This is a genomic window from Cellulophaga sp. F20128 (assembly GCF_023015805.1).
Classification (GTDB): domain Bacteria; phylum Bacteroidota; class Bacteroidia; order Flavobacteriales; family Flavobacteriaceae; genus Cellulophaga.
The window spans coordinates 1-25445 of sequence record NZ_JALKBA010000022.1; the positions used below are offsets into that span (position 1 = coordinate 1).

27 protein-coding genes and 1 pseudogene are annotated in these 25445 nt (G+C 35.0%); 14 read left to right on the forward strand and 14 right to left on the reverse strand.

The genetic code is table 11. The annotated features are described in order from the left end of the window. The 4 genes and pseudogenes from MWU65_RS15525 to MWU65_RS15540 all read left to right on the forward strand — a co-directional run. A pseudogene (locus MWU65_RS15525) lies at positions 1-519 on the forward strand (hypothetical protein); the annotation flags it as partial. Positions 520-655: 136 nt separating this feature from the next. After that, positions 656-967: a T9SS type A sorting domain-containing protein gene (locus MWU65_RS15530; RefSeq protein WP_247079421.1), complete on the forward strand. Its 312-nt coding sequence runs from the start codon at positions 656-658 to the stop codon at positions 965-967. Positions 968-1124: 157 nt separating this feature from the next. Next, the gene (locus MWU65_RS15535; protein ID WP_247079423.1) at positions 1125-1460 is read left to right on the forward strand and encodes a T9SS type A sorting domain-containing protein; all 336 of its coding nucleotides are present in this window, start codon (positions 1125-1127) and stop codon (positions 1458-1460) included. Between the two features lie 98 nt (positions 1461-1558). Then, entirely contained in the window at positions 1559-2536 is a 978-nt protein-coding gene (locus tag MWU65_RS15540; RefSeq protein ID WP_247079425.1) for an acyl transferase, read from the forward strand. 91 nt (positions 2537-2627) lie between these two features. On the opposite strand, the gene MWU65_RS15545 is transcribed toward MWU65_RS15540, so the two are convergent. From MWU65_RS15545 to MWU65_RS15555, 3 genes are all read right to left on the reverse strand, one after another. Continuing rightward, positions 2628-3551: a DUF1080 domain-containing protein gene (locus tag MWU65_RS15545; RefSeq protein ID WP_247079426.1), complete on the reverse strand. Its 924-nt coding sequence runs from the start codon at positions 3549-3551 to the stop codon at positions 2628-2630. 293 nt (positions 3552-3844) lie between these two features. After that, a complete protein-coding gene (locus MWU65_RS15550) occupies positions 3845-4429 on the reverse strand; it encodes a hypothetical protein (protein WP_247079427.1) in 585 nt (194 codons plus the stop codon). Positions 4430-4439: 10 nt separating this feature from the next. Then, a complete protein-coding gene (locus tag MWU65_RS15555) occupies positions 4440-5003 on the reverse strand; it encodes a DNA-3-methyladenine glycosylase I (protein ID WP_247079428.1) in 564 nt (187 codons plus the stop codon). A 172-nt stretch (positions 5004-5175) separates the two neighbouring features. On the opposite strand from MWU65_RS15555, the gene MWU65_RS15560 reads away from it, so the two are divergent. The 4 genes from MWU65_RS15560 to MWU65_RS15575 all read left to right on the forward strand — a co-directional run bounded on the left by MWU65_RS15560 (position 5176) and on the right by MWU65_RS15575 (position 8320). After that, positions 5176-5826, forward strand: coding sequence for a hypothetical protein (locus MWU65_RS15560; protein WP_247079429.1), 651 nt, complete (start codon positions 5176-5178; stop codon positions 5824-5826). Continuing rightward, complete coding sequence (locus tag MWU65_RS15565) at positions 5813-6883, forward strand: histidine kinase (RefSeq protein WP_247079430.1); 1071 nt, start codon at positions 5813-5815, stop codon at positions 6881-6883. Before MWU65_RS15560 ends, MWU65_RS15565 begins: the two co-directional genes overlap by 14 nt. Continuing rightward, the gene (locus tag MWU65_RS15570; RefSeq protein ID WP_247079431.1) at positions 6873-7583 is read left to right on the forward strand and encodes a LytTR family DNA-binding domain-containing protein; all 711 of its coding nucleotides are present in this window, start codon (positions 6873-6875) and stop codon (positions 7581-7583) included. Before MWU65_RS15565 ends, MWU65_RS15570 begins: the two co-directional genes overlap by 11 nt. A 113-nt stretch (positions 7584-7696) precedes the next feature. Then, a complete protein-coding gene (locus tag MWU65_RS15575) occupies positions 7697-8320 on the forward strand; it encodes a thioredoxin family protein (RefSeq protein ID WP_247079432.1) in 624 nt (207 codons plus the stop codon). On the opposite strand, the gene MWU65_RS15580 is transcribed toward MWU65_RS15575, so the two are convergent. The 6 genes from MWU65_RS15580 to MWU65_RS15605 form a co-directional block, all read right to left on the reverse strand. Next, positions 8303-8977, reverse strand: a complete 675-nt coding sequence (locus MWU65_RS15580) for a hypothetical protein (protein ID WP_247079434.1) — start codon at positions 8975-8977, stop codon at positions 8303-8305. The two genes, MWU65_RS15575 and MWU65_RS15580, sit on opposite strands and share 18 nt — an antisense overlap. Positions 8978-9083: 106 nt before the next feature. Then, a complete protein-coding gene (truB, locus tag MWU65_RS15585; RefSeq protein WP_247079436.1) occupies positions 9084-9797 on the reverse strand; it encodes a tRNA pseudouridine(55) synthase TruB in 714 nt (237 codons plus the stop codon). Positions 9798-9800: 3 nt separating this feature from the next. Next, a complete protein-coding gene (locus MWU65_RS15590; protein ID WP_247079438.1) occupies positions 9801-9953 on the reverse strand; it encodes a hypothetical protein in 153 nt (50 codons plus the stop codon). Positions 9954-9996: 43 nt separating this feature from the next. After that, a complete protein-coding gene (locus MWU65_RS15595) occupies positions 9997-10791 on the reverse strand; it encodes an undecaprenyl-diphosphate phosphatase (RefSeq protein WP_247079440.1) in 795 nt (264 codons plus the stop codon). Between the two features lies 1 nt (position 10792). Beyond that, on the reverse strand, positions 10793-11056 hold the full coding sequence (locus tag MWU65_RS15600; RefSeq protein ID WP_247079442.1) for a DUF3098 domain-containing protein: 264 nt from the start codon (positions 11054-11056) through the stop codon (positions 10793-10795). Positions 11057-11098: 42 nt separating this feature from the next. Then, positions 11099-11977 carry a permease-like cell division protein FtsX gene (locus tag MWU65_RS15605; protein ID WP_247079444.1) on the reverse strand — a complete coding sequence of 293 codons (879 nt, stop codon included), beginning with the start codon at positions 11975-11977 and terminating at the stop codon, positions 11099-11101. Positions 11978-12127: 150 nt separating this feature from the next. Here MWU65_RS15605 and MWU65_RS15610 point away from each other — a divergent pair, with 150 nt between their 5' ends. The 4 genes from MWU65_RS15610 (at position 12128) to MWU65_RS15625 (ending at position 18566) form a co-directional block, all read left to right on the forward strand. After that, complete coding sequence (locus MWU65_RS15610; RefSeq protein ID WP_247079446.1) at positions 12128-13891, forward strand: SGNH/GDSL hydrolase family protein; 1764 nt, start codon at positions 12128-12130, stop codon at positions 13889-13891. Between the two features lie 134 nt (positions 13892-14025). Next, positions 14026-17409 (forward strand): leucine--tRNA ligase, encoded by a 3384-nt coding sequence (gene leuS, locus MWU65_RS15615; protein WP_247079448.1) that lies wholly within the window; start codon positions 14026-14028, stop codon positions 17407-17409. A gap of 111 nt (positions 17410-17520) precedes the next feature. Next, positions 17521-17775, forward strand: a complete 255-nt coding sequence (locus MWU65_RS15620) for a SemiSWEET transporter (protein WP_247079450.1) — start codon at positions 17521-17523, stop codon at positions 17773-17775. Positions 17776-17867: 92 nt separating this feature from the next. After that, entirely contained in the window at positions 17868-18566 is a 699-nt protein-coding gene (locus MWU65_RS15625) for a zinc metallopeptidase (RefSeq protein ID WP_247079452.1), read from the forward strand. Positions 18567-18623: 57 nt separating this feature from the next. On the opposite strand, the gene MWU65_RS15630 is transcribed toward MWU65_RS15625, so the two are convergent. Then, the gene (locus MWU65_RS15630) at positions 18624-19094 is read right to left on the reverse strand and encodes an Lrp/AsnC ligand binding domain-containing protein (RefSeq protein WP_247079454.1); all 471 of its coding nucleotides are present in this window, start codon (positions 19092-19094) and stop codon (positions 18624-18626) included. Positions 19095-19142: 48 nt separating this feature from the next. After that, the gene (locus tag MWU65_RS15635) at positions 19143-20516 is read right to left on the reverse strand and encodes a saccharopine dehydrogenase family protein (RefSeq protein WP_247079455.1); all 1374 of its coding nucleotides are present in this window, start codon (positions 20514-20516) and stop codon (positions 19143-19145) included. Between the two features lie 81 nt (positions 20517-20597). Here MWU65_RS15635 and MWU65_RS15640 point away from each other — a divergent pair, with 81 nt between their 5' ends. Both MWU65_RS15640 and pckA read left to right on the forward strand, forming a co-directional pair. Further along, positions 20598-20984, forward strand: a complete 387-nt coding sequence (locus MWU65_RS15640) for a DUF423 domain-containing protein (RefSeq protein ID WP_247079456.1) — start codon at positions 20598-20600, stop codon at positions 20982-20984. Between the two features lie 68 nt (positions 20985-21052). Next, positions 21053-22669, forward strand: a complete 1617-nt coding sequence (gene pckA / locus MWU65_RS15645) for a phosphoenolpyruvate carboxykinase (ATP) (RefSeq protein ID WP_247079457.1) — start codon at positions 21053-21055, stop codon at positions 22667-22669. 68 nt (positions 22670-22737) lie between these two features. Here the strand turns inward: pckA and MWU65_RS15650 are convergent, their stop codons facing one another. The 3 genes from MWU65_RS15650 to MWU65_RS15660 all read right to left on the reverse strand — a co-directional run bounded on the left by MWU65_RS15650 (position 22738) and on the right by MWU65_RS15660 (position 25398). Next, entirely contained in the window at positions 22738-23211 is a 474-nt protein-coding gene (locus MWU65_RS15650) for a regulatory protein RecX (RefSeq protein WP_247079458.1), read from the reverse strand. 81 nt (positions 23212-23292) lie between these two features. After that, complete coding sequence (locus MWU65_RS15655) at positions 23293-24843, reverse strand: ribonuclease E/G (RefSeq protein ID WP_247079459.1); 1551 nt, start codon at positions 24841-24843, stop codon at positions 23293-23295. Positions 24844-25107: 264 nt separating this feature from the next. Next, the gene (locus MWU65_RS15660) at positions 25108-25398 is read right to left on the reverse strand and encodes an HU family DNA-binding protein (protein ID WP_013620605.1); all 291 of its coding nucleotides are present in this window, start codon (positions 25396-25398) and stop codon (positions 25108-25110) included. Positions 25399-25445 lie beyond the last annotated feature (47 nt).

Sequence of the window (25445 nt, forward strand, 5' to 3'; positions counted from 1 at the left end):
ATTGAATTCTTTGGAGGAACTGTAACAGGTAATTACTTAGTTTCAATTAATAGTGGTGACGATTCTATCGATTTTGCTGATGGATGGGTTGGTAGTGGTTCTAATTGGTACATAAAAGGAGGTGCCAAAGCTGGGATAGAAGGTTCTAACAACGGAGATAACGGCAATGCTACTCCTGTAACAACTACGACACTTTCTAATATAACTGTTGTTGGTCCTGTAGGTGAAGGCGCACTTTTCTTTAAAGAAGGTGGTGGAAACTTTACTATTGACAACTTCTACACTTCTGGAATTAATTTAGGTGTTTTGTGGACCGCTAGTGATGCAGAAGCTGCAGCTAGGATTGAAGCAAACAATTTAACAATAACCAACATACAGTTTGACAATAAAGCTACAGGTTTTGATGAAACAAACTATTCTGGTTTAAACCAAGCTTTCTTTACTGAAGCCACAGCAACAGGTGCCGGGAATGGGGCTAACGCTCCTGATTGGGCTGCTGGCTGGACAGTTGGTTTATAACAACTAAGCATATCAACATTATTAAAAGTCCGGCAAATAGCCGGACTTTTTACTTTAATCGAAAAAAAATAAAGTTTACAACGTCAAAGCAGCATATTTATTATATTTGTGGTATATTTATTGCTAGCTGCTATATATGAAACACGTATACCTTGTATTCTTTTTCTTAATTTCTACTGCCGTTGCCCTTGGGCAAGAGGTGAAAAACAATTCTGAAATAGAAGGTCTTAAGTTATACCCTAATCCTGCAACAAACGGTAAAGTTTATATTAGCACCAAACATAATGCACCTAAAAAGATATTAATTTTTGACGTTCTTGGAACCAAAGCTTTGGAAACAAAACTAATTGGCAAAGAACTTAATGTAACTGACTTGGATGCTGGTGTTTATGTGATACGCATCTATGAAAAAGATAAAGTTGCCACTCGCAAATTAATTATCAAATAGGCAAACGCTTTTCTCGGCAACGCATTTTTCCAAAAATTATTTCCTAAAAATAGGAAAAAGTTACTTTTACCTACAAAATAGCCCGTTTTCACAACAATAACTATTTTTAAACACTTCCTTCCCATACATTTACAATGCTAATCCCAAATCAGCAAAAATGAAAAAACGCTACTTTCTTTTCTTTTTTATGACATTCGCTATATTTCTTTCGGCCCAACAAGCGCTCGTAAAAGACATAACACAGAATGCTGAACCTTCTGAAATTGTAGATTTTAAACTATATCCAAATCCCGTTTCAGAGAATAGAGTATATATTACCACTAAAAATAATGCAACCAAAGATATTGTTGTCTATAACATATTTGGAGAAGTTGTTTTAAAACAAAGAATCACTACAAAAGAATTAAACATTTCCAAATTAGTTTCCGGAATGTACCTTATTCAAGTAACAGAAAATAAAAAATCCATTACTAGAAAATTAGTTGTAAAATAAACCACAAACCAACAAAATAAAAAGCTCCACTAAGTTGGGACTTTTTTTATTTTTTTCATCTAACTAGTTACTTACTTTTGCAAGCAGTAAACTAACAAATGAACACAGAGCCCCTATTTAAAATACAAACAGAAGAAGAATTTAATTCTGCTGCGTTGCAAGTGTTCAAATTTCAGTACACTAAGACTAAAGTTTATCAGGAGTTTTGTAATCACTTCCATAAAAATGACAGCAACGTAAAACATTATACGGAAATTCCATTTTTACCAATTCAGTTTTTTAAATCTAAAAAGGTCCTGATAGAAAATGCTATCCCAGAAATCACCTTCAGTAGCAGCGGTACAACGGCAGCAATAACGAGCAAGCACTACGTTACTAAGGCGCAAGTATATAAGGACAGCTACCTAGCCGGATTTCATTATTTTTATGGTGACATAACCCAATACTGTGTTTTGGCCTTATTACCTTCTTATTTAGAACGAGAAGGCTCTTCTTTAATTTATATGGCGGATGATCTGATAAAAAAAAGCAAGCATCCAAACAGCGGGTTTTACCTCAATGAAATTGAAGCATTGGTTGACACCTTAAAAGGCTTAGAGGCACAGAAAACCAAAGTCATTCTTATTGGTGTTTCGTTTGCATTATTAGATGTTGCAGAACAGTATCACCTCAACTTACAGCATACAATTATCATGGAAACAGGTGGTATGAAAGGACGCAGAAAAGAAATGATTCGTGAAGAACTACACCAAGAATTACAGAAAGGGTTTGGTGTATCTGAAATTCATTCTGAATACGGAATGACCGAACTACTTTCTCAAGCTTATTCTAAGGGAAACGGAATTTTTAATACGCCTCCTTGGATGAAAATAATGGTACGAGACACAGAAGACCCATTAACGCTACTTCCTATAGGAAAAACGGGGGGCATTAATGTAATTGACCTTGCCAATGTAAATTCTTGTTCTTTTATTGCGACCCAAGATCTAGGAAAAATACATCCAAACCAGAGTTTCGAAATTATGGGACGATTTGATAACTCTGATATTCGAGGGTGTAATTTAATGGTGCTGTAAGTTTAAATAAAACCTCTTACACCCATAAAACCTGGCACAACTTTAGCACCATTAACTTCAATTTACAATAACTATTGGTTTAAGAGCTGTACTATTTTTTGCTGTTCAAAATAGGAGTAACAATAATATTTCTGTACTCTATTGGACCATGATCTCCTTGAATTAAAAACGGTCCTGCCTCGCCTTCATTACTATCCAAAGCACCTCCAGTGATTCCAGGTATAATTTGATCGGTAATAACAGATTTTCCATTGGCTACAATTGTAACGCGATTCCCAATCAGAGTAATATCAAATTGTTGCCATACATCCGGACCTTTAGAGACTATTTCATTAGGTGTTAAAAACCCATAAACCCCACCAAAAAGTATACTTGAAGGCTCTCCTTGACTATCCATTATTTGTACCTCATAGCGACCTCTTAGATAAATTCCACTGTTACTCTGCGCCGGAAATTTAAATTCTATGTGCAGTTTAAAATCGGTAAATTTAGTATCACTTACCAAGTTAGCGCCAGATTTTGGACTTTTTAAAACACCATCTTCCACTACCCATTGATTTTCTCCCATAGGAGTCCATCCTGTTAAATCTCTTCCATTAAACAACGTAATGGGCGCTCCCCATATTGGATTATTGTTATACTCAAATATAGGAGCCCTAACTCCTTTCCAGTTATAGGTTTTTCCATCCGTATACGTAAAGGTTCCTTTTAATTCATTATTAACAAGTGTCCCTTTAAACTCTAGATCATCGCCGCTTTCCCATTGTGGTGGAATACGAAACGAAAAATTATTCTCATCTATCTTTACCTCACTAATTGGCCTTGCGCTCCCGTTTAAAAACACATATCTCCCTACTAGGGTATTCATTCCAGAATGAGTAACTTCTAACCAAGATGGGTGTTCTTTACCATCCATTTGTAATACCAAGTCCCACCTACCTTCTATTGGTTTTTGAGCGTAAATTGAAATTAACGAAAATGCAAATGCGCATATAAAGCTAAAAAGTGCTTTCATAAAGTATAGTTTTTTAGTAGTTGACCAAATATACTACTCTTTTAAAAATTATATTGCGTTATCTATTATTTATATGAATGAGATATAATCACCAATCATTTAAACCTAAGATTATAACCATAAAAACTGTTCTCATAGGGCCCTATATACATAATTGGAACAATCAAAAACAAATCTCTTACCCACTAATAGTATAACGACAGTCATAAATAGGGGAAACCAAATTGTACCTTATAATTAAATAAAGTTAGATAATTCTGGTATTTGAGGGTGTAATCTATTGGTTTTAGCACCTAATACAACACTCTATCGTGATTGGCAGGCAACATATCTCTTGACGAAACAAATTTACCTTCGGCAGTAAACCAAAACTCCTGATGCACTTTTTGGGCATCTTGTTTTCCTTTAACAACTAATTTATAAAGAATACTGGGAAGCATTAAATTCTGAAAAGCATTGCTAAAAGTTTCCGTTTCTAAATCTTTAGAAGCTACGGGGTACAGCTGATCCAGTTCAACCAACTTCCAGCTATCAAAAGTTCCGTTAAAATACGTTTCAAAAAGTGCATATACAGTATCTGGAACATCTATTTGCTTGATTGCAAAGGCTACACTTTTTAGGGTTCCTTCCTCAGTGTAAAACATTTGATAATGCAATCTATCTTTTTTAAATTTAGTACTGTATACCACCTGCTCGGTAGCAACTTCCTTATAATACCTCATCTTTTTCACATGATCCCCCAAGGCTGCTTTATGATAAACAATTGGCGGAAACTGAGACTTTAATATTCTGTGTTCTCTTTCTACCTTTTCTTGAGCTATTCCTAAAACAGAAAACATCAAAAAAACAAAAACAAAAATTCTATCTAATTTATTCATACAGCACATCTTAAACTTTAGTATACCTAAAACAATTTATTTCGTGATCATTTACCATTCCTGTAGCTTGCATGTACGCATAAACAACGGTGCTCCCTACAAACTTAAATCCTCTTTTTTTTAAGTCTTTGCTAATGGTGTCTGACAAGGGTGTATTTGCTGGTGCTTCTTTATAATGCTTTACTTTATTTGTAATGGGTGTATTGTTTACAAAACCCCAGATATACGCATTAAAACTACCAAACTCTTCTTGTATTTTCATAAAAGAAATGGCATTGGAAACTGTTGCATGTACTTTTAATTTGTTCCGAATAATACCCGCATCCTCTAATAATTCATCAATTTTAGTTTGCTTGTAGGTGGCAATTTTTTTATAATTAAAATGATCAAAGGCCATTCTGAAGTTTTCCCGTTTTCGCAATATGGTAATCCAGCTTAAACCCGCCTGAAAAGTCTCCAAGACCAAAAACTCGAACAAGGCAGCATCATTTCGTACAGGAACCCCCCATTCTTTATCGTGGTATGCTTCATACAATTCATCCCCAACACACCAACCACACCTATGTTTTTCCATTTTAAAAGTTTACAAGATTAAAGATAAATAAGTTTCTAAAACAAGCCTTATTTTTACAATAAAAGAACATACTTATCCATTGTTTGGCATTAGTTAGCCCTTGTTTGCCGAAACAACTTGGTATGCGTTGTAAATTGTTATTGTTTTGAATGAACATTATAAAACAAATCCTATGAAAATTAAAAATATCATTATCGCCCTTTGTATATTACTTTTTAATTCATGTGTTTTAAAATCCTTACATCCGTTTTACATTGCGAGTGCCGTTTTTTATGAGGCATCTTTTATTGGTAATTGGGAAGATGCTAAACAAGGAAAATGGGAGGTAACATCCCTAAAAGAAGAATTTAAAAAAGACAAGGAACCAAAGTTTGAATACGATAAAAAAATATACGAACAATACAAAGATGGTTACTTTATAAAATATACCGAAAACGAAAAAGAAGCTAGTTTTATTGGTGTCCCCTTTAAAATAAATAATGAATTATTCATCAACTTTAATATGGTTGATTACAATTCTGAAGATTTAAATAGCCTTGCTAAGTCCAATATCATAGAAACCCATACCGTTGCAAAATTAGATATTTTAGAAAATGGTAATATGAGCTTAAAGTGGCTCGATGAAGATCGATTAACTGAACTTTTTGAAAAAAAACAGATCCAACTAAAACATGAAAAGGTTGGTATTAACGAAACACTTGTATTAACAGCCTCTTCCAAAGAGCTTTTTAAATTCTTAAAAAAATATCTAGAATCTGACAACAAAGACAAGTGGAAAACAGATAAAAAATTTACCTTAACCCGAGCTAATGAAACGCACTAATAAAGAAGCAATACCTAAAAAAATACACAGACCACTACTCTTTAATGTAGTGGTTTGGCTTTTTTCTTATGTCATTTTACTTTTTGCTTTTAGCAAAGGAAATATTCCAATCAAAATTGATTTCGCATACACTATTGGCTTTCTTATTACCGTTGCCATACCCGTACTTATTAACCTATACCTGCTAATTCCAAAACTCTTAAAAAGGGAAAAGTATGTATATTACGCATTAGGGTTTATTGTAAACTTAATCCTTTTCACCAAACTTAATCAGTGGTTTTTAGAGCCTATTTTAGATTGGCTCTATCCCAACTATTTCTTTATTTCCTATACCAGCCCTATAGGTGTTAATACTATCTTTATCATATTCTTAATAGCAACTACACTATTAAAATTAGCTGAAGATTGGTTTTATTTTAATAGAGAAGAAAACAGACGATTAAAATTGGACAACCAACACATTCAAATGCAACTTACCTCCTTGCGTTCACAAATTAACCCTCATTTCTTATTTAATTCGCTCAATGTTATCTACGCACTTGCACTGGAGAAAAAGGAAGAAACCAAAGATGCCATAGTGCAATTATCCGATATTTTAAGGTATGTTATTTATGATTCCAACACACAAACCATTCCGCTTAAAGATGAAATCACATTATTGAAAAATTATATCGATTTTCATAAATTTAGATCTCATAACTTCAAAAACATCCAGTTTAACACTACAGTAGAAAATGAAAATTATTTAGTGTACCCAATGTTGTTATTGCCCCTAGTAGAAAATAGTTTTAAACACAGTACCATTGATGACTCTGGAAATGCTTTTATTACTATTCAAATCCTACAAAAAGAACATACCTTTGTTTTTTCCATTGAAAACAATAGTTTTAAAACCGAAAATCCAGTTTCTGAAGAATATTCTGGTATTGGGTTAGAGAACATAAAAAACAACTTAGAATTGGTCTACCCAAACGCACATACGTTTCATGTTGTAGAAACCAAAGATACCTTTGCGGTAACCATAACGCTAACAAAATCAATTTCTAATGCGTATTAAATGCTTGGTTATAGACGATGAACCTTCATCTCAACAAATTTTAAAAAAATTTATATCCGATGTCGATTTTTTAGAACTTGTCGGTGTTTGTAATTCAGCCAATGATGCCCTATTGCAATTAAAAAAACACCCCACTATTGCGGTGCTATTCTTAGATATTAATATGTCAAAAATATCAGGGTTATCATTTTACAAGTCCTTGCAAAATCCACCAGAAGTCATTTTTACTACGGCCTATTCACAGTATGCAATAGACGGGTTTGAGGTAAACGCCTTAGACTATTTGCTAAAACCTTTTTCTTTTGATCGCTTTTTAACGGCTGTAAATAAGTTAGAAATTAAAAAAACGGATGTCGGCCCAGAAACTCCAACCTACGATTTCTTATTAATTAAAGCCAATAAGGTGTTGCATAAGGTACTTCCCAATGCCATCCTATTTATAGAGGCCTCTGGAGACTATGTTAAAGTATATGTAGAAGACCAATGCATAATTACCAATACTACTTTTAGCACTATGCTAGCATCGTTGCCAAATAAGTTATTCATTAGAACTCATAAATCTTTTGCTGTAAACTTAGAAAAAATAAAAAGTGTAGCTGGCAACCAAGTTTTAACCACAAACCACAAAATTCCTATCGGTCAAAAATTTAGAAGTAGTTTTTTAGACTTTCTAGAGGGCAACCAAACCAGTACAAACTAACGTCATGGATCTATATTGTAAGTTTTCTTGAAAATTTACTACCAATGTGACTAATATCAGCTTTTGTTAAAAGCTCATATTCTATTTTTGATATTAAATAAAGGCAAATACGTATGCAAGCAACCCTAGACACACAAGTAAAAACACTTCTAAGGAAATCATTAAAAACGGCAATGACCTATGAGACCTATCGAGATTTAATGAGAGTTTTGGTTGCCGATAAAAAATCTACAGGAACAGAACAGTCTGAAGATTTAGCACACTACACATTTCTCAACGAGAAACGAATGAAACGCCTGAGTAAAACCACAAAAATTGACAGCCTTACCATCGATAAAATTAAACAAATTGACACTCCTATAACATGGCTGGTTTTAACTGAAAGTTGGTGTGGAGATGCGGCGCAAACTATGCCCATTATGCAAAAATTTGCAGAGCAAAATTCCAATATTGATGTAAAAGTTATTCTTAGAGATGAAAACTTAGAACTTATGAATCACTTTCTTTACAACAATACCTTATCTATCCCTAGACTTATAGCCATAAATAACAATACAGAAGAAATTATTGGAGATTGGGGGCCAAGACCTAGTAATTTAACAAAAATTGTTTCTGATTATAAAACCAAACACGGGTCTTTAACTGCAGAATTTAAAGAAGAATTACAACTTTGGTATACCAAAGACAAAGGGCAGAATACTATTGCAGATCTTGTACAATTACTTCCCTTGAAATAAATAGGTTATAGTGCCTTTCTGTCTTTCTTTGTCAGCGTCATTAAATCTAGATTTTAAAGCGTATTCAATAGCATTATCAACCAGGCACCCATTGCTAGTGTTAGAGCTTTTCTTGTTGTATTCAGCCTCTATAACATTACCGTCATTATTTACTATGATATTCACTACTACCTTACCACCTTCAATACAGGTATATGTAGGTGGTGGTAAATTGTATGCATTTCTTTTTACTAAGGAAAACGAGATAGAAGTTCTTCTTTTAGCTAAATTATGAGAAACCGGATCCTTTTTTGCATCTTTCTCTCCTAATTTTTCTAATAATTCTTGTCTTTTTTTTGCGAGTTCCTTTAAGCTAGCTGCATACCCATTATCAGCACTTAAAACCTCAGCGTTTGGATCACTTTCTTCATTGGATTTTGCCTCCTGCATTAATTCATCCAACGTTTTTAAAGGCTCCGGGTTACCATAGGATGGTTTGGCCGTTTCATTATACGCTAAATGACTTTTTATTTTTTCTTGGTTTAAAGCTTCTTGCTCTTCCTTCTGTATTTCTTCTTCTTCAACTTCATCAATCATTGCCATTTCTACAACATACTCATCTTCCACTTCTTTTGCCCCTAAATGAATATTGTACAAGGACAATACCATGATAGACATGGAAAAAAATGTTATGATAAAGGATAATGATCTGCTGTCTTTAAACATATATGCTATAACCGTATTTTTTCAAAAATATTTTAAATATTCGCTAAAAACCCAAATTTTACACATCTTTAGGTTTCTCCATACCGAGAACATTTGTGTGAAAATCGGCAGGAGTAACTGCATTATCTACGTTGAAATCACCTATTTTGGTTCTTCGCAAGGCAGATAAGTGTGCTCCACTCTGCAAGGCGTTCCCAAAATCGTGTGCCAAAGAGCGTATATAGGTTCCTTTACTACAGATTACCCGAAACTCAATTTCTGGTAAATTTATTTTTGTTATTTCAAATTCAGATATTTCAACCTCTCTGGACTTTATTTCAACGGCTTGTCCTTCTCTTGCATATTCATACAAACGCTTTCCATCTTTTTTTAAGGCAGAAAAAACAGGAGGTATTTGGGAAATCTTTCCTATAAATTTAGAGGTAGTTGCCTCAATTTGTTCAGCCGTAATATGATCTACAGCAAAGGTCTCATTTACCGCCGTTTCAAGATCATAAGATGGTGTTGTGCCCCCCACAGTAATTGTTCCGGTATACTCCTTGACCTGCCCTTGTAGTATTGGAATTCTTTTTGTGAATTTTCCTGTGCAGATAATTAACAGTCCTGTAGCCAAAGGATCTAAGGTTCCCGCATGCCCAATTTTTATTTTCTTTAAATCAAACTTTCTACGTATTCCCCATTTTAAGGCATTAACTGCCTGAAAGGATGACCAGGTTAGTGGTTTGTCTATCAGTAGTATTTGTCCTTCTAAAAATTCTTCTTTTGTAATCAATAATTAAAGTTTTTCATCATTTATGGTCATTGCCTCTACTTTTTCCTTGTAGCCTGCCTTTTTTCCCAATTTATACACATAAAACCCGATAACAACGGGAATAAAGGTTAACACCACAACTAACAATACTATTTCAAGAGGCCCTATAAACAACATATTGAAAAGAATTTAATAGAATTAAATGTAGTCAAATTATAACTTAGCTCCAAATGCTATACCCTATAGCAACCAAGCCCACGAGCAAACAGTAGATTGCAAAATAAGACAGTTTACTTTTCTTCACTAGTTGTATCATCCAAGTACACGCTACAAGACCCGCTAAAAAGGCAGCTACAAAACCGGCACCCATAGCTACAGATTGACTGCTTTCAAAATTAAGATCGCCACTAAGCATGTCTTTTCCTATTTTTCCAAAAATTAACGGTACCACCATTAAAAAAGAAAAACGGGCCGCCTTGGTTTTGTCTACACCTAAAAGTACCGAAGTAGAAATGGTAGCCCCACTTCTAGAAATCCCTGGTAGCATCGCTATTGCTTGTGATACTCCAATAATAAAGGCATTGTTAAAAGTAACTTTCTTAGTAGTGTCTTTCGCTTTGTCTGCAAAATATAGCAATACTGCAGTCACTAAAAGCATGAGGCCAACAAAGCGAATGTTACCATCGAAAAAAGCTTCCAGCTCCCTTTCAAAGAATAGTCCGATTAAGACTGCTGGAATCATAGAAATAAGGATTTTTAATGAGAATTGTGATTCTTCATTCCATTTAAACTGAAACAAACCACGGATAATTTCTAGCACATCCTTTCTAAACACTACTATGGTACTTAATGCGGTAGCAAAATGCAGTATTACGGTAAACAATAAACTTTCTTCAGGTACGGAATGGTCTCCTAGAATTGCTTTTCCCAATTCCAAATGGCCACTAGAAGATACCGGTAGGAATTCGGTTAATCCCTGTATGATTCCAAGGACAACGGCGTCAAAAATCTCCAAATTAGTTCTTCTTGTGTGGATTCAACAAAATAGCGTAAACTTCTATGCCTAAACCTATCAACACCAAAGTTGGCGCCAGGCGTATTCTTCTAAAATTGTATATTTCTTCATTAAAAACGTTAGGATCATTACTACCACCACCGCTCATTAAAATAAAACCTAAGGCAATACAGGCAATACCAATAAACATAAACATGTAATTCTTTTTCTGAAAAATAAATTCTGTGTTAGAATTTTGTGCTGTTCTATTTTGATTTTTTTTCATCTGAAATAAATTTTGATCCCTTTCGGTTTTTCTGCTGCAAATTTAATAATATAAATCGTCTGTTCTAAGGTTTAAAAAACGTTGTGTAGCCAAATAGGTACTTATAAACGAAATTAAGACTCCCAAAACAAAAACTCCTGTAAATAAAAACCCTAAAATTAGAGGTTCTTTAAAAAGCGCTAATTCTGGGAAATTAGTGTTTATATAATAAATGGCACCTGCCAACCCAATCATTGCCAACAAGGCACCCAACATACCTAATTTAATATTGGTCCATATAAAAGGTTTGCGTATAAATTGTTTGGTAGCCCCCACCATCTGCATGGTCTTAATAATAAATCGTTTTGAATAGACCGATAAACGTATAGAGCTATTGATTAACAAAAAGGCAATAAACGTAAAAATTGCACTAGCCACTAAGATCCATAAACTAATTTTCTTGACGTTATCATTTAACAAAGAAATAAGAGGTTTGTCGTAACTAACCTCCTCTACATACCCTTTGGTTGCAATTGCATTAGCTATTTCTTCTATTTTTTCTGGGGAGACAAAATCTGCCTTTAGTTGTACATCAATAGAATTCTTTAACGGGTTATACCCCAAAAAATCCATAAAATTCTCTCCTATGGCTTCGCTGTGTTTTTCGGCAGCTTCTTCCTTAGACACAAAAGTTGCTAATTTAGTATAGTCTGCCATTGCCAAACTTTTTTGCAATTGGTCTATTTCTACTTGCTTGGCTTCGTCCTTTAGAAAAACAGAAACAGTAATCTGCTCTTTAAAATGATCCGCCATTTTCTTAGTATTCAAGACCAATAAGCCCAATATCCCTAACAAAAATAATACTAGGGCTATACTAAGTACAACCGAAAAATAAGAGGAAATTAATTTCCTTTTTTGATAACGTTCAAAAGATTTGCTCATAACTTATAAGAATGCGTAAAAATAGTAAAGTAATTGGAATAATGCATTTTTGAGTTCTATGATTAAAATCTAAATTTTTAGCTTTATTTTTACCCTACTTCCAAATCTGTTTCCTTAAAAACTTGTATCTATAAAACTAAGATAGAAATTATGATTAAAAAATACACCCTCCTTTTACTCCTATTTACAATTTTAGTTTCATTTGCTCAAGAAAAAACAGCACTAAAATGGTGGAATCCTGCCAACAACACAACTTCCGTTATTGCCGGTAACGGATGGCCCAAAGCAGGTGCTTCTATTTACCATCGGCTTCCTTCTAAAGCAGAAGAAAAGGTAAGGAATGCTGTTTGGAATTTATCAAAACATGCAGCAGGGCTCTCTATTCGATTTTGGAGCAATGCGCCTACTATTCATGTAAAATACAAACTTAAAAGACCAACGGCTATGCCTCATATGCCGGCAACAGGTGTTAGTGGTTTAGATTTATACGGTAAAACCTCAAATGGGGAATGGATAAGAAATTGGGGGACTTACTCCATTAACGAGACTAGTACCTATAGCTTTGTAATGGATGGTGAATCCAATTTTCATAAAAAACACGGTAGAGAATATCAACTGTTTTTACCTTTGTACAATGAGGTTGAATCTTTAGAAATTGGAATTGACTCAGATTCCTTTTTAGACCCTTTACCAATTCGGCAAGAAAAACCCATTGTAGCCTATGGCACCTCTATCTGTCAAGGAGCATGTGCCTCTAGACCTGGAATGGCTTGGACAAATATTTTAGAAAGAAAAATAGAACGACCAGTAATTAACCTAGGGTTTTCTGGCAATGGCAGATTAGAGCCCGAACTTATCGATTTAATGTCTGAGATTGATGCCAAAATCTACATCTTGGATTGTTTGCCCAATTTATCTCCAAAAAAACATGACACTCAGTTATTACTTGTAAATGCCGTAAAAAAATTACGAGAAAAGAGACCCAATACCCCAATAATTTTAACCGCACATATTGGCTATGCAAATTCTTTTAGCAACAAAGAAAGAAGGGACATTCCTATTGCATTGAACACTGCTATGCAACTTGCTTATCACCAATTAAAAGCAGAAGGTTACACTTCTATTTTTATGTTACAAAAGGAAGATATGAATCTTAATTTTGATTCTTTTGTAGATTATATTCACCCTAACGACCTGGGAATGATGCAATATGCAGACGCTTATGAGAAAATAATCAGAGAAATTTTAGACGAGCCCATTGGGAATTTAGCTACGACCGTACCCAAAACACAAAGCAGGGATATTGCTGTATACAAATGGGAAGATCGACATCAAAATATTCTTAACACCAACAAAACGAATCCTCCAAAAATCTGTTTTTTTGGAAATTCTATTGTTCATTTTTGGGGAGGCCAAGTTAATGATCCCCTATTTAATGGACAAGACAGCTGGACCAACATTTTGCAACCCTTAGGAATACGCAATTTTGGTTTTGGTTGGGACAAAATAGAAAATATGCTTTGGCGCATACAGCATGACGAATTGGATGGTTTTGAAGCTGCACAAATTATAGTTATGGCAGGTACCAATAACCTAGATTCAGATACTGAAAATGATATTATTCTAGGAATAAAAAATCTAATACAAGCCATCAAAAGAAGACAACCAAACAGTAGCCTTATCCTTATTGGAATTTTACCCCGAGCAGGAAAAGAACAACAAATTAAGACGATTAACCAAAAAACAGCAAAGATAGCAGCTATAGAAGGTGTGTTATTTAAGGATATTGGAACCTCTTTATTGTTAGAAAACGGAGAAATAAATAAGGACTTGTTTTTAGATGGTTTACACCCCAATGGCAAAGGATATACACGAATAGCCAAAAATATAGCGGAAATTGTAATGATTAACTAACATTTTCACAGCTATAGCATAGGTCTCTTACTTTTTATACCATTCAATTGAATGATTAAACTTATTTTTGCGCAAAATATTGACGCAAAGAATGCTCTAGGTTATAAACTTACAGCTGTATTGAAACAACAAATATGAATTACGATTTTAAAAAGATTGAAGCCAAGTGGCAAAAATATTGGGCAGAAAACCAAACGTTTAAAGCAGAAAATAATTCTGATAAAGAAAAATTTTATGTCTTAGATATGTTTCCTTATCCTTCTGGGGCTGGGCTTCATGTTGGTCACCCACTTGGGTATATTGCCAGTGATATTTATGCACGTTACAAAAGGCATCAAGGTTTTAATGTGTTGCACCCAATGGGGTACGATTCTTTTGGATTGCCAGCAGAACAATATGCTATTCAGACTGGATTACATCCAGCGGTAACTACTTCTATTAATATTGACGGTTGTTTAGATGCAGCGGGTAATATTCTACCAAAATATTTGAATGTCGATGATAGTATTAAAAATGAAGCATTAATAGATAAAACGATAGCAACTTCAAAAAAAGACGAAAACTATCAAGAGAATATTATAAAAGGGTACAGAAAACAACTAGACAAAATAGGTTTTTCTTTCGATTGGAGTCGCGAGGTACGGACTTCTAATCCTGATTATTACAAATGGACACAGTGGATATTTATTCAATTATTTAATTCGTGGTACAATAAAGACTCGGATAAGGCTGAGGATATTGCTACTTTAATTGCTCTTTTTGAAAAAGACGGAAATGCAACCGTAAACGCAGTTTCTGATGAAGACATCCCAGTTTTTACAGCTGATGAATGGAACACATTTGACCCTAAAAAACAACAGGAATTATTATTGCAATACAGACTTACTTATTTGGCCGAAACCGAAGTAAATTGGTGTCCGGCTTTGGGAACTGTATTGGCGAATGATGAAATCATAAATGGCGTATCAGAACGTGGTGGGCATCCGGTTGTCCGTAAAAAAATGACGCAATGGAGCATGCGCATTTCTGCTTATGCACAACGCCTTCTAGACGATTTAAATACAATAGACTGGCCCCAACCCTTAAAAGACTCACAAACCAATTGGATTGGAAGAAGTCAAGGTGCTTCGGTCACATTTAAAGTTCTCCCCCTAACCCCCTCCGAAGGAGGGGGGACAGACTCCTCCTCACCAAGATATTACACAGGTAATTCAGAAATTTACGGGATACTTTTAGAGCGTGCCAAAGAAATGCGAAAAAATCCAACCGCAGCTGAGGCTAAGCTTTGGGATGAACTTCGCAATAGAAATTTAAATGATAAGTTTAGGAGACAACATCCAATTTCTAATTATATCGTCGATTTTGTTTGTATTGAAAAGAATTTAATTATTGAAGTTGATGGGGAGATTCATCAATACCAATTAGAAAAAGATGACGAACGCGAGTTATTGTTGGAACAGAAAAAAGGATTTACAGTTTTAAGATTTTCCAATGATGATGTTCTTAATAATATAGAGGCCGTAATTGCTAAAATTGAAAAAAAACTAAGCTCCCTCTCCTCTGGAGAGGGCTGGGGTGAGGTCGACTTGGACAGGGGGATCGAAGTATTTACAACAAGACCAGACACTATTTTTGGGGTAAGCTTTATGGTATTAGCTCCAGAGCACGAGCTTGTAGCCACTATTACAACACCAGAACAAAAAGCAGAAGTTGAAGCCTACATCCAAGCCACCGCAAAACGTAGTGAGCGCGAGCGTATGGCCGATGTAAAAACAATTTCGGGCGCATTTACAGGCGCCTATGCAGAACATCCCTTTTCTAAAGAACCCATTCCTGTTTGGATTGGCGACTATGTTTTAGCTGGCTATGGTACAGGTGCAGTTATGTCTGTTCCTTGTGGTGACCAAAGGGATTACGACTTTGCAAAACATTTTAATATTCCAATTCCCAATATTTTTGAGGGTGTCGATATTTCTGAAGAAGCTCATGCCGATAAAGACAAAACAGTAATAGCGAATTCAGATTTTTTAAACGGATTACCGTATAAGAAAGCGATGAAATTAGCGATATACGAATTGGAAAAATTAGGACAAGGCAAAGGAAAAATCAACTACCGTTTGCGCGACGCTGTTTTTAGTAGACAACGGTATTGGGGAGAACCATTTCCTGTGTATTACGTAGACGGAATGCCCCAAATGATAGCTACAGAGCACTTGCCGATAGCCTTACCCGTAGTTGAAAAATATTTACCCACCGAAACTGGCGAACCACCCTTAGGTAACGCTACCGTTTGGGCTTGGAATACCGTTACAAATAAAGTTGTAGACAACAGCGAGATAGATAATGCAACAGTGTGGCCACTAGAATTAAATACTATGCCAGGCTGGGCAGGAAGTAGCTTTTACTTTAACCGCTATATGGACCCTACCAATACAGAGGCCATATTTTCTGAGGATGCTATGAACTACTGGCAAGATGTGGATTTATATATTGGTGGTAGTGAGCACGCAACAGGTCACTTACTATATGCCCGTTTTTGGCAGAAATTCTTGTTCGACAAAGGGGTAGTTCCTAAAAAGGAGTTTGCTAAAAAACTGATCAACCAAGGAATGATTACGGGGACGAGTGCTTTTGTTTATAGAGAAGAGGAATCAGGCCAAATAATTTCTAAGGGATTAATTGATGGCAAAATAGTTTCTCCTATTCACGCAGATGTATCCTTTGTAAATGCTTCTGATGAATTGGATATTGAAGCCTTTAAAAACTGGCGTGAAGAATATAAAGATGCAGCCTTTGTTTTAGAAGATGGCAAATATATTGTAGGTCGTGAAGTCGAAAAAATGTCCAAATCCAAGTACAATGTGGTAAGTCCAGATAGTATTTGTGAGGACTACGGCGCAGACAGTTTGCGTTTGTACGAGATGTTCTTAGGGCCATTAGAGCAATCTAAACCTTGGAATACGGCTGGCATTACAGGAACTCATGGATTCTTGAAAAAATTATGGCGATTATATCTAGAGGATAATGGCGCCAAGTTCACGGATGCAGCTCCAACAAAAGACAACTTAAAAACATTACACAAAACCATTAAAAAGGTGGCGGAAGATATTGAGAACTTTTCTTTTAATACCTCGGTTTCTACCTTTATGATTTGTGTTAATGAGTTATCGGCACAAAAATGTACTAGTAAAGAAATTCTAGAATCCTTAGCGATACTTGTTTCTCCATATGCCCCGCATATTGCTGAAGAATTGTGGGAGCAATTGGGAAACACTACTTCTATTGCAACAGCACCCTTTCCTAAATTTGATGCCTCACATTTGGTAGAAAGCAGTAAGGAATACCCTATTTCTTTTAATGGCAAAATGCGTTTTAAATTGGAGTTACCTTTAGACCTATCTAAAGAAGAAATAGAAGCAACTGTAATGGCACACGAAAAAACCATTGAGCAATTACAGGGTAGGGAACCCAAAAAAGTAATTGTAGTACCAGGAAAAATTATAAATATAGTTGGGTAAGTTCATATTGAGGACAAAGTATTGAGGTTTGGGCTGCAGCAAAAATCACAATACTTTGCACCTTGAACATTAACCTTTTGACATCAATTAATTCAACATTGAAGTAGAATTATGGAAAACATAGAAATTTTAGGTTTTATAGCTGCCGTTTTAACAACTGGTGCCTATGTGCCCCAAGTATATAAAACGTGGAAATTAAAATCTACCAAAGATATTTCTTTGAGTATGTATGCCGCCATGTTTACGGGCGTTCTATTATGGTTAATTTATGGCATACATTATAAAAGTATTCCCATTATTCTCGCAAACGGCATTACTGCAATATTAATTATGTTTGTCTTGGTTCTAAAATACAAATTCAAGTAACCATTAGACATTTTGTCAGAAATAAAAATGATGCCTAATATGGCGAGGTTTTTGCTTATATATTTCTATATTTAACTTTAAAAATAAAGATTATGTTTACATATTATATTATCATTGGTGCAGTTGCTTTAGTAAGCTGGATCGTAAGTAACAAGCTAAAAAGCAAATTTAAAAAATATTCTCAAGTACACTTGCGCAATGGCATGAGTGGCGCTGAAATAGCGGAAAAAATGCTAGCTGATAACGGCATTACAGACGTAAAGGTAATTTCTACCCCTGGTATGTTAACAGACCATTACAATCCAAAAAATAAGACAGTGAACCTAAGTGAAGGTGTATACAGTCAACGCAATGCATCTGCGGCTGCAGTAGCTGCCCATGAATGTGGACATGCAGTACAACATGCTCAGGCATACGAATGGTTAACCATGCGCTCTAAATTAGTTCCGGTTGTAAGTGTCACCTCTAGCATGTCTCAATGGGTTGTATATGGTGGTGTTATTTTAATGGCGGTATCCGGAATAGCAGGAGGCATTGGATTTTATGTAGCCGTAGCCGGATTGGTAATGATGGGCTTTGCAACATTATTTAGTTTTGTAACCTTACCCGTTGAATACGATGCTAGTAACCGTGCACTCGCGTGGTTAAAAAATAAGAATATGCTTAGTCAAGAAGAATATGCAGGGGCAGAAGACGCTTTGAAGTGGGCCGCTAGAACCTATTTGGTTGCCGCTTTAGGTGCATTAGCTTCCTTAGTATATTGGGCTTTTCAAGTTTTTGGAAGGGATTAATGAGTTGCTTAATAACAAAATAAAAAAGAGGCTGTTTTAAAACAGCCTCTTTTTTATTTAAATACTGATCTGCCGATCAATTTGTTGATTTAAAGAAATAAAAGTTTCCGTTCTAGAGATGCCCTTTATTTGTTGAATATCCTTATTGAGTACATGCATTAAGTGTTCATTATCTTTGCACAATACTTTAATGAGTATAGACCAATTACCCGTTGTATAATGACATTCTAAAACTTCTGGTATTTTTTCCAATTCTTTTACAGCGCTAGGATTACTCATTGCCTTGTCTAAAAAAATACCAATATAGGCCATTGTTGTATAACCCAGAACCTTGGGGTTAATTACAAATTTAGAACCCGTCATTAAACCCGAAGCTTCTAGTTTGCGCAACCGTTGGTGAATGGCAGCTCCTGAAATACCAATGCTACGTGCAATCTCCAAAATGGGCTTACGAGCATCTTCCATTAAATACCTTATGATTTTTTTGTCAATTCCGTCTATTTTTATCCTTTCGTTATCAAATTTCATCAGTATGGTTTCAAATTGACTATAAATATATCAAAACAGTTTTAAATACTAACTATATTCTAATTCCGAATTATAGCCCATATAAGGCATATCATATTCTTTAAAAATGATTCCATTTTCTTTTAATTCAGATAAGATGGGGTTATAGACTTCTTTGGTAATGGGAATTTGCACTCCGTAGGTGGTAACCTTATTGTTTAAAATTAATAAGGTAGCCATAGCCACAGGCAACCCAACTGTTTTTGCCATTGCGGTATGTTTTTGGTTTTCACCAATGACTACCATATTGGCATCTATTTGATATTTTTTATCATGTAATGCGTATCCAAATTTATGATACATAACAATCATATCTTTATCCGCTGTATCTAATGTCCAGCATTGTTCTAAAACCTCTTGTAATATTTGTGCCGGTGTTCCCTGGTTTACCCTTATCTTTTTATTGGCGTCAAAAAGATGTAACTCTACTAGTTTCCCCCACATTACATCATCTTGATCTATTTTAAGGTAATGCCGTAGTTTTAGTTCTACTGTATCTGTTGGGGAATACGGTAAAAATAGATTTGTAAACGCTCTATATGTCATCCCTTTAGAGTCCTCTATGGCATAGCCATCATCTGTCATTCCCAATTGCACAAACATATTCCAAGCTTTGGAGAATCCAACACGGCGCATGGTACCTCTATATAGGGTTAATACGTCTTGCAATCCATAAGCTTCCCTATACTTTAAAGAATCTCTATTGGCATAGCCTTCAAACCTTCCGAAGCCTTCAACATTAAAAAACTCAGTTCTTCTAAAAAGTTTATGATAAGGGATGTACTTATAGGTACCTTCCTGTATAAATTTTGCAGCACCACCCTGACCCGCTAAAACCACATTCCTAGGGTTCCATGTAAACTTATAATTCCATAGGTTTGTATCACTCTCCGGGGCAATTAATCCGCCTGTAAAAGACTCAAACAACAACATTTTTCCGCCTTTTTCTCGAATACCATCAATGATCTGCATCGCACTCATATGATCTATTCCAGGATCAAGACCAACCTCATTCATAAAAACAAGTTTCTTTCCTTTCACCACATCATTTAAAGCCATTAACTCATCGCTAACATAAGAGGCCGTTACTAAGTGTTTGCCGTGTAAAAGGCAGTCTTTCGCGACGAGCAAATGCAAACTAGCCGGTAACATAGAAACTACAATATTTGCCATACGGATCTGTCGCTGGCGCTCTTTTTCATTAAAAATATCTAGCCCAATAACAGTACATGCTTTATGCGTTGCAATCTCTTTAGCTATATTCTCTGGTTTAATATCTGCAATGGTTATCTGTAATTTTTCTTCTTGTGCTTTACTCAGCAAATAATCCAATAAATAGGCTGTAGATTTTCCGGCGCCTAGTACAAGTATTTCTCTTATCATCTGTTTTATTACTTTTGATATGTGATACTGATATTATAATTTCAGTTTGTTATATTTATAAATATATAAACACTTTTTGTTATGAACAAAACAATTTTACTGACTGGAGTTTTTTTTGGTCTTACATCTGTATTATTTGGTGCTTTTGGAGCACATGGCTTAGAAAAATTAATTGATGCCAACGCCATTGCATCCTACAAAACAGCTGCGCAATACCAGATGTACCATGCACTACTTTTACTTGTTTTGGGTATTTTACCTAAAATTGAAAAAAAACATAAAAAACAAATATTTTATATTTTTATAACTGGCATATTTCTGTTTTGTTTTTCAATTTACCTATTAAGTATTGATACAATTTTAGGTTTTAATGCTAAATCTATTGCCTTTGCAACTCCAATAGGTGGCATATTCTTAATTTTGGGGTGGTTTTTATTAGGTTATCGTATTTTTAAACGTTTTAACTAAACATTGAACAATTAAATTAGATAACCATAATTTTTTTTTAGCTTTGCATTAACAAAAAACTAAAAATTATGAGCATTTATACTCCAACTACGAAAACGATTTCGTTAGAGGACTATGGTATCAATAGCACTGATATTAAGTATCAATTATCTCCATCAGAATTGCACAAAATTACCTTAGAAAATGACATGGGGAAAGAAGCTTCCTCTGGGGCTTTAGCAATTAATACAGGTGAATTTACAGGCCGGTCACCAAAAGATCGATTTATTGTAAAAGATGATATCACCAAAGATAAAGTTTGGTGGGGCGATATAAATCTTCCTTTTGCTCCAGAAAAATTTGACGCTCTATACAATAAGGTCATTGCTTATTTAAATACAAAAGAGCTTTACGTTAGAGATGCCTATGCTTGTGCTGATCCAGACTATAAACTAAACATACGCGTCATAAACGAGTATCCATGGTCTAATATGTTTGCATACAATATGTTTTTACGTCCTACAGAAAAAGAACTGAAGGAATTTGACCCTGAATGGACCGTTATTAATGCCCCTGGTTTTATGGCCGATGCTAGCATAGATGGTACCCGTCAGCATAATTTTGCTATTTTAAATTTTACACGGAAAATTGCATTAATTGGTGGTACTGGTTATACAGGAGAAATTAAAAAAGGTATTTTTTCGGCCTTAAATTTTATACTACCAGTCTTTAAAAATACATTGCCAATGCACTGTTCTTCTAACATTGGAGAAAATGGTGATACTGCTATTTTCTTTGGTTTGTCTGGAACAGGAAAAACAACATTATCAGCAGATCCTAAAAGAAAACTAATCGGTGATGACGAGCATGGATGGACCAATGAAAATTCTGTTTTTAATTTTGAAGGAGGTTGTTACGCCAAAGTAATAAACCTTTCTCAAGAAAATGAACCAGAAATATATGGTGCTATTAAAAAGGGGGCCATTCTTGAAAATATAGTTATGAATGACAAAGGTGTAGTCGATTTTTCAGATACCTCCATTACACAAAACACGAGAGTAAGTTATCCTATTTATAATATTGACAATATTCAAGTTCCCTCAATAGGGACCAATCCTAAAAATATATTTTTTTTAACTGCAGATGCTTTTGGGGTAATACCCCCCATTTCTAAATTAACCCCTAGTCAGGCAGCTTATCACTTTATATCTGGATACACTGCTAAGGTTGCGGGTACAGAAGCTGGTGTAGTAGAACCTGTACCATCTTTCTCAGCTTGCTTTGGAGCCCCTTTTATGCCTTTACATCCTACAAAATATGCAGAAATGTTAAGTGCTAAAATGCTAGAGGCTGGCGTAAATGTTTGGCTGGTAAATACAGGGTGGACAGGTGGTCCCTACGGTATAGGAACCCGTATGAAATTAAAATATACCCGTGCAATGATTAATGCTGCCTTAAATGGTGATTTAGGATTATACTCCTACGACAAATACCATATTCACTCCGTTTTTGGCGTTGCACAACCTAGGGAATGTCCTGGCGTACCAACCTCAGTGCTAAGCCCTAGAGCGACTTGGAATGACGATGAGGCCTATTACAAAACAGCCTTCAAACTTACCAATGCCTTTCGCGAAAACTTTAAAAAATACGAGTCGTTCGCAAACGAGGAAATCAGAAGAGGTGGACCTCAACGATACGCCTTTTAAGCACCACATTTCTTGGCTGTTTAAAACCATTTAAATAGAAAATCCAGCAAGTTAGCCTTGCTGGTTTTTTATTTGATCAGATTTGAAATCGTTTCATAAACCAAATGACTCTCCCAACCTCTATACAACAGGTAATCTGCTAATTTTTTTCTCCGCTTTTGAACCGAAGTTTCCTTGATACTCTCCAGCCTTTTTTTTGCCAGAACATCTAGTGTATTGCGGTAATCATCTTCACTAATTTCTTTCAGTGCCAATGTTATATTATAAACTGAAATGTGACGTTGCTTCAATTCACTTACAATCCGTCTTTTCCCCCATTTTTTTATGGAGAATTTACCGCGGGCAAAACTCTGAGCAAACCGACTTTCATTTAAAAAATTTGCGGTTATTAAATGGGTAATTACAAGATCTATAGCGTCGGGAATCATTCCCATATCTTTCAGCTTTTGCGTCACTTCTTTATGGCAACGCTCTTGATAAGCACAGTAATACTCCAATTTTTTTGTCGCCTCTGTAATTGTATATGAAGGTTGTAAATTCATAACGCAAAGGTACACAAACAAAAAAAGCGACCTTATAGCTAAGGTCGCTTTTTAATTAATTTGTATACTTCAAAGGCATTTCTAATAAATGGTTTTGCCTTGTTTATTTTTAAAGCGGTATTCTAGATACGTATAAGCATCTCTAGATTGCACTTTTACCCATTTCTTATATTCCATAAACCAATGGAAACGAATGGATGGGACACCTTTAGTTAGATAAGCTGCAATAAAGGGATGAATATGTAGTATAACATCGTTGCTTTTTGCTGGTCCGTTTAATAGTTTTTCTAAATCGGATTTAATCTTATCAATTAAAACTATGGGAGCTTCTACCTCTGCACCGTTGTTGGCGTTAGGGTTTTTCTCCATTGTTTTAATGTTTCTTTCAGGTCTTACCCTTTGTCTAGTAATTTGAATAAGGCCAAATTTGCTCGGTGGCAAAATTTTGTGTTTGGCTCTATCATCTTTCATTTCATCGCGAAGATGTTCAAAAAGTTTACTTCTGTGATTTGGCTTGGCCATATCTATAAAATCGACTACAATAATACCGCCCATATCACGTAAACGCAATTGTCTGGCAATCTCTGTAGCAGAAATCATATTTACTTCTAATGCTGTATCTTCTTGGTTTTTAGCCTTGTTAGACCTGTTACCGCTGTTTACATCAATAACATGTAAGGCTTCTGTATGCTCAATAATTAAATAAGCACCTTTACTCATAGAAGCTGTTCTACCAAATGAAGTTTTAATTTGTCTTTCTATCCCAAATTTTTCAAAAATTGGCACTGCAGACTCATGTAATTTTACAATAGATTCTTTTTCCGGTGCAATCTCTTGCACATAATCTTTTATTTCATTGTAAAGCGTTGGATCATCAACGTGGATTCCAGTAAAAGAATCACTAAATACATCTCTTAGTATTGAAGAAGCTCTATTTAGCTCTACTAATACTTTGGATGGATGCGGTGCTTTATACAATTTTTTACACATTACTGTCCATTTGTTCAGTAAGTTTTCTAGATCTTTGTCTAGCTCTGCCACTTTTTTACCTTCGGCAACTGTTCTTATAATTACACCAAAACCTTTCGGTTTTATGCTTCTTACAAGTCTTTTTAACCTTTCTTTTTCTTCTTTACTTTCTATTTTTTGAGAAACAGAAACTCTGTCAGAAAAAGGTACCATAACCACATAACGTCCGGCTAATGAAAGCTCAGAACTTATCCTTGGTCCTTTGGTAGATATTGGTTCTTTAACAATTTGTACTAACAAGGACTGATTAGATTTAATAGCATCATTGATGCTACCATCTTTATCAATATCCTTTTCAAAAGGGAAGTCTTTTAAAGAAAAATCTTTTAATTTTCCTGTACTTGCATTTTTAACGAATTTCAACATTGAAGAAAGCTGAGGTCCTAGATCATGATAATGCAAAAATGCATCTTTTTCATATCCAACATCAACAAAAGCTGCGTTTAGACCAGTAACGGGTTTTCTTATTTTGGCGATGAAAATATCGCCAACAGAAAAATTATTATTGTCTTCTTCTTTGTGAAGTTCTATTAGTTTTCCTTCCTTAGTTAAGGCAAAATCGACGGCGCCAGAACCAGATCTTACGATTAATTCTTTATTCACCTGAATCAATTTTTATCTATCCCTACTTTAAATAATAGCGATAAATGGATTAAACAATAGTTGTAACGGGTATTAAAATACCCGTTGAAATTCTTTTAAGAATTTCTATGTCAATGAACTTTTTTAAAACGAAAAAGTAGTTGTTAACAACTACTTTTTCTTGTGTCGGTTAGCTCTTCTACGCTTCTTGCGCTTGTGTGTAGCTACCTTATGTCTTTTTCTCTTTTTACCACTCGGCATAAAATCTGCTTTTTAATTAATATATTATTTTACTTGTACGTTGCTCTTTACTCCCTCCACAAAAACCTTTGCAGGTTTAAAGGCAGGAATATTGTGCGCTGGTATTTTTATGGTAGTATTTTTAGAAATATTTCTACCAGTTTTTTCTGCTCTTGTTTTGATAATAAAGCTACCAAAACCTCTAAGGTAAACATTATCTCCATTCTCTAATGAAGTTTTCACCTCTTCCATAAAAGTTTCAACAGTCGCCTGTACATCTCCTTTTTCAATTCCCAGTTTGTCTGAGATTTTCGATACGATATCCGCTTTCGTCATTGTCTCTATTATATTAAGTCTATGTTTTTTCGGGATGCAAATATATA